This is a genomic window from Falsiroseomonas oryzae (assembly GCF_027856955.1).
In the GTDB taxonomy this organism is placed as follows: Bacteria; Pseudomonadota; Alphaproteobacteria; order Acetobacterales; family Acetobacteraceae; genus Falsiroseomonas; species Falsiroseomonas oryzae.
The window spans coordinates 1-5,358 of the sequence record NZ_JAPSMD010000368.1; the positions used below are offsets into that span (position 1 = coordinate 1).

General features: G+C 71.8%; 4 protein-coding genes, 1 tRNA gene and 1 pseudogene. 5 read left to right on the forward strand and 1 reads right to left on the reverse strand.

Annotated elements, in window-relative coordinates:
• From OZN99_RS24520 to OZN99_RS24535, 4 genes and pseudogenes are all read left to right on the forward strand, one after another.
• Positions 1–455 (forward strand): annotated as a pseudogene (locus tag OZN99_RS24520) (hypothetical protein); the annotation flags it as partial.
• A 309-nt stretch (positions 456–764) separates the two neighbouring features.
• Entirely contained in the window at positions 765–2,522 is a 1,758-nt protein-coding gene (locus tag OZN99_RS24525) for a hypothetical protein (RefSeq protein WP_270937868.1), read from the forward strand.
• Complete coding sequence (locus OZN99_RS24530) at positions 2,476–3,018, forward strand: YfhO family protein (protein ID WP_270937869.1); 543 nt, start codon at positions 2,476–2,478, stop codon at positions 3,016–3,018. Before OZN99_RS24525 ends, OZN99_RS24530 begins: the two co-directional genes overlap by 47 nt.
• Positions 3,019–3,369: 351 nt before the next feature.
• Entirely contained in the window at positions 3,370–4,017 is a 648-nt protein-coding gene (locus OZN99_RS24535) for a hypothetical protein (RefSeq protein WP_270937870.1), read from the forward strand.
• Here OZN99_RS24535 and OZN99_RS24540 read toward each other — a convergent pair.
• A tRNA-Thr gene (locus OZN99_RS24540) sits at positions 4,008–4,079 on the reverse strand. The two genes, OZN99_RS24535 and OZN99_RS24540, sit on opposite strands and share 10 nt — an antisense overlap.
• Positions 4,080–4,248: 169 nt before the next feature.
• On the opposite strand from OZN99_RS24540, the gene OZN99_RS24545 reads away from it, so the two are divergent.
• On the forward strand, positions 4,249–5,358 hold a 1,110-nt coding region (locus OZN99_RS24545), incomplete at its 3' end, for a hypothetical protein (protein WP_270937871.1).

Below are 5,358 nucleotides of genomic sequence, written 5' to 3' on the forward strand. Positions count from 1 at the left end.
GGCTCGGTGCCCTGGCCATTCCGGGCGTTGGCCCGGTGGTGGCGGCCGGCTGGCTCATCGCGACGCTGACCGGCGCAGGCGCCGGCGCGGCGGCCGGCGGCCTGCTCGGCAGTCTGGCCGGCGCCGGCTTCGGCGAGGAGGAGGCCGGCACCTATGCCGAGGGCGTCCGCCGCGGCGGCCATCTGGTCGCGGTCCGCGCCGAGGACGCCCGTGCCATCGAGGCCGAGCGGATCCTGGAACGGCACGGCCCGGTGGACATGACCAGCCGCACCTCCGAATGGCGTGACAGCGGCTGGACCGGCATGGGCGCGACCGCCGGCACCGGCATGGGGACGACGCCCGGCGTGGGCACGACCGCGGGCGGGCTTGGCGGCGGCATGGCCGCGCCGGGCTTGGATGACGGCACCGTCGGTGCGAACGACCCGACCCGCCGCCGGCCCGGCGACGTCGCCTAACTCTTGCAGGGGCGGCGCTTCTGCGCCGCCCGTCTTTCCGTCGCTTGGCGCTGCCTTGTGGAGCGGTTGCGATGCAACGGCGCCCGGGATGTCGGCATCGTCAGTGCGACGATGGCAGTGCCCGCCCGGTCGTCGGCGGAAACTGACCGATGACAGGGCGAAACCGACGGTTCTAAAATACTGGCGAAGTGTGGCCCCCGTGGCGCGGGTTCGGGCGCGGGTCCAATCCGGGGTGGCCGCCGTTCCGCACCGTGGACAGATCGTCTGCGCGGGCGCTCGCAGTCCCTGTGACGGGGGGTAGGCTGCTTGGTGGCGAGGGAGTCGGGCGGTTTCGGAGAGCGCCTCGCGCTCCTCATCTCGGCCGATCCGGTTCGTGCCTTAGTGCTTGCCACTGGCGTCTGCCTGCTGCGCATCGCGCTCTTCGACGGTCCCGTCATCCTGGCCGGACGCGGCCTGCCGAACCACGACATTCTCAGTGGCATCGCCGTGTTCGGAAGCGCGATGCACGCCCTTCGCGAGGAGGGCGACATCGCTTGGTGGCTGCCGGGGCTGGAGGCGGGCGGTGACGCGCTCTATTTCAATGCCTTCCTCTCTCCCATCTCACCGACGCCCGGCCACCCGCCATTCCTGGTCTGGGGCGTGCTGGTACGGATCCTGGCAGCGCTTGGTCTCGTCTTCCCCGAATATCGGCAATACCTGATCTTCACATACGTCCTGATGCCGATAGTGGCCTATGCGTCTTTGGCGCTGCTCATGCGGCGTCTCTGCGCGGGATGGCTGGCACCGGCCCTTGCGGTGGTGACCTATGCGCTGTCAGGGACCGGCATCTGGAACAACGCGTGGATGTTCCATCAGGAATGGGCCTGCCTGTTCCTTGTCCTCTGGGCGCTGGATCGCTGGATCGCGCAGCCATCGCCGGCGCATCTCGCGACACTCGGCGCAGCATGCCTGATCTACTCCGCGTCCGCCAGCTATTGGACCGTGTTCTCGAGCTGGTTCCTGCTCGCCGCCCTCGCCTCGCACGCCTGGCTTTTTGCCGCACGCTGGCGCCGCGCGGTGCGCTCGCTGCTGCATCTGCTCCGCCGCCGGCCGGCGGCAATCGCCCTCGCGGTCCTGGTTGTGTCGGCCGTGTCGCTCTGGAGCACGATCCAGGGTGCGGCCTATCTCGAGCAGGCGGCGCGCCACGAACGCATCACCGGTCCGACCGGCGGCTATCGGCTTGAGGATGCCTACGCCCGTGCGAACATGAACGATGGCCGCTTCCTGCTCGCCATGATGTTCGACCCGGTCGTCGAGCGGCCACTCACCCACTTCATGATCATCAACCCGGCCCACAATGCCCGCTACACGGGGCTTGTCTTCCTGCCCCTCCTCGCCGCGTTCTTCCTGCTGCCCTGGCAGAGGCACGACCACTGGGCATTCTGCCTGGCGGTCTTGCCGGTCGCGGCGGTGACGACGTCGGGGCTCCTGCTGCTCGCCTGGAAGCACCAGCCCGGCATGTCGCCGATCCAGCACACGTTCTATTTCTACCAGTATTTCCTGCAGGTCGCGATTATTGTCATGGGCTGTCGCGCCTTCGACCGCCTCCTTGCGCTGCGCCCGCCCTGGAAGGGGCCAATCAGAGGGATCCCCGCCGCCTTGGCGGTCCTGGGCAGCCTGGGCGTGGCGCTGATCTACCTCCGTGCGGAGAGCCTGGGCCCGGGGATGGCTCTCACCCAGGATCCTACCGTGAAGAGCTTCGGTATGGTCACGCTGTTGCTGCTGCTGCTGGCGGCGCTGCTGCATCGCATTGCAGGCTGGGCCGAGGCGGTGGGTCGTACCCTATGGCACGCTGCTTCTTGCGGTCGTCACAGGCGACCTAGCCCATTTCTACTGGCGCGCCAGCGTCGCGGACCAGGCCTTTACCTTGCCCTTCCGCCAGGTGGCTCTGGTCGACGGGCGGCTGCCGGAGGAGGTGCGGGCAGCCATGGCCGCCCCCTGGACACTACGCCCGGACGGCGATCTCTCAGCGAACCTGCCCGTGGCCAGCGCGCTCTGGCCTCGGAACACCTTCAACACTGCCCATGATGTACGCCGCTTCGAGGCCCTGCCGCACGACCGACAGGCAGCGCTGACGCCACCTCGGCCGCTCGCCCTGGCGGAGACGGTGGCGGCGACCGCAGCGGGCCCCATCGCAACCTTCGCCACCGCGGGCGACGGACTTTCCTTTCATACCATCCGCCGAGGCTATAACGGCCAGGTGTTCGCCGTGAGCGCGGCGCGGGCGGGCACCGTCGTCTCCACGATCAACCACGATCCTGGCTGGCGCGTGACGGTCGATGGGCGGCGCGTGCCGACCCATCGGTTCAACCTGCGGCTGCTCGCCTTCGATGTTCCGGCAGGCGAGCACAGGATCGACCTGGAGTATTGGCCATTCGGCCGCGCGCTCTATCCGGTTGCCGCGATCCTCACCCTACTGGCGCTGGGCGTCCTGGCTCTGGTCGCCGCCGGGTCGCATGGGCAGCCCCGGCGATTGGCGTCCCAGGCGGGCGGGGCTTCGGTCCCGTCGCAGAAGCTGCGCTAGATGCGGGTCGCCGCCCCGCGACCGCTCTCGGCTCACCCCAACTGCCCCTTCAACCACGGAGGGTCAACGACCCGCCGGACCATCAACCAGCGGCAAACAAATCGTGAATTTCTCCTGCCGCATGGCAGATGGCGTCTCCCTGACTGGGCCCTTACAGGCGGCCCTGTGAACTCGCGAGGCCCTCGACAAGAGCATCGCCCGGGAGCGTCCCGCGCGCTTGGCCCGGCCACGCTGCAGTCGTCACGTAAGACGCCGGCGGCAATCGACGTTCCATCCCGCGTCGAGCCTGTCGCGCCGGTTCCGGCGCAGGCGGCCACGGCGATCCGCGCGGCTGCCCAGGGCGCGGGCGAGGTGCCGGAACTCCTCGCGATGCTCGCTGGCCGGATCGCGCATGGCCATGCGGGCGCCACCGTCTCGCAATCCGACATCGACGGCCTGCTCGCCAGGATCGCAGCCGTCGTCCGTGATGCAGCGGTTGACGGGACCAACCTGGTGACCGCCGGCGCTGCCGTCAGCGTGCCGGTCCGCGACGAGGCGGCGCCGATGCTGGTCGAGGGCGAGTCGCCGGAGATCTCCCGGGACGGTGGCCTTGCCATGCTGGACGGCCTCTCGCTCGCCCCGTCGGCACCGAGCGTCACGGCCGAGGAGGTGGCGGCCGCCAGGGCGGCGGAAGCGAGTGCGGTGGCAGTCGCGTCCACGGCGCGTAGGGAGGCGACGGACGCCACGGCTGCCGCCGCCCTGGCCACCACAGACGCCGACACGGTCTGCGCGGCCGCCGCGAGCACGGTGGCGGTCGCCTCCGAGGCCGCCCGAGCAGTTGCGGCCAACCGGGCCACGACGGACGCCCTGGCAGCCACGGTGCGAGGCAACGGCAACGGCTGCGGGGGCGGCCCGGCTTGCGGCGGAGGACCGGGCGGCGGCCACCCTCGGCGCCTACCAGACGGCGCAGGCGCAAGCCCAGGCGGCCGCGACGGCGCAGCTGGGCGCCCTGCCGGGTGAGGGATTCGAACCCCCGACCTTCGGTTTACAAAACCGCTGCACTACCGCTGTGCTAACCCGGCCCGTCGGCACACCTAGCGCGCGCCCCGCCTCCGCTCAACGGCCCAGGCCAGGACGACCCGGGCCGCAGGACCGGTCCGGCCTCGCATGAATATGTCCCGCGCCGGCGCAGCGTTTCGCCCGCCCGTGCGTATCTCGGCCGCACGATCCAACCGGGAGAACGGGTTCCGCATGGTCTCGGCCCTGCTCGCAAGCGGCCGGCGCCCTTCGGCGCCGCTGCTGGCGCTTGTCCTGCTCGTGGCAGCGCTGGCGATCGGCGGCGGCGCGGCGCTGCGCTCCACCGAATACGACGAGACCTACACGCGCCTGGTCACCTCGCCGACGCCGCGACCCGACTGGCCGGCCACGCCCTTCACCCCCGCCGACGCCGCGCCCGTGCTGGCCGCGGTCACGGACCCCGCGACGATCGCGCGGAACCTGCGGGTCACCGACGTCCACCCGCCGCTCTACTTCTGGCTGGCCGGTGCCTGGCGCGCGCTGGGCGGCACCTCGGTGGAGGCGCTGCGCGCGCTGTCCGTGCTGCTCGCGCTCGCTGCGGTGGCTGCCTTCATGGCGGCTGCCTCGGCGGCCGGGTTCCCGCCCCTCGCGGCCGGCCTCGGCACGGCGCTCGCCTATGGCTTCGCCTATACCGGCGGCGTGGCGCGAGGCTTCGCGCTGGCGCATCTGCTGCTCGGCCTCGGCGCGCTGGGCATCGTGCTGGCCTGGCGGCGACGGGCCGCCATGCCCGCGGCGCTGGGCGGGCTGGCGGCGGGTGCGGCCTCCTTCGCCAACTACCTGGCGGCCTTCCCGGCCGCCGCGATGCTCGGCTGGCTGCTGATCGCGCCGCTGCCCTGGCGCATGCGCGCCCGCCTGCTGGCCGCGGCGGCGCTGCCCTTCCTGCTGGTCCAGGGCGCCAACCTGCCCTTCTTCCTGGCCCAGCGGGAGTCGCGGCCAGGCCAGTTCGAGCCCTTCGCGCCGCTCGACGCGCTCGCCAGGCTCGGCCAGTTCAACGCCGCCAACCTGTTCGGCGGCCTGCCGCTCTATGCCGAGGGCGCGGCCCGCCTCGCGGTCGGGGCGGCGCTGGTCCTGCTGCTCGCCGGTGCGGCGGTTGCGGTGGCGCTCCGCTGGCACGCGCTGGGTCCGACGCGGTGGCTCTGGCTCGGTGGCTTCGTGGCGCCCTCGGCCGGCCTGCTGCTGCTGGCGGCCGTCACCGGCACCATGCCGATCGAGCTGCGCTACGTCGCCTTCGCCGCGCCCTTTGCGGCGATGCTGCTGGCCGGCGCAGCGGCGGGCTGGGCGCGC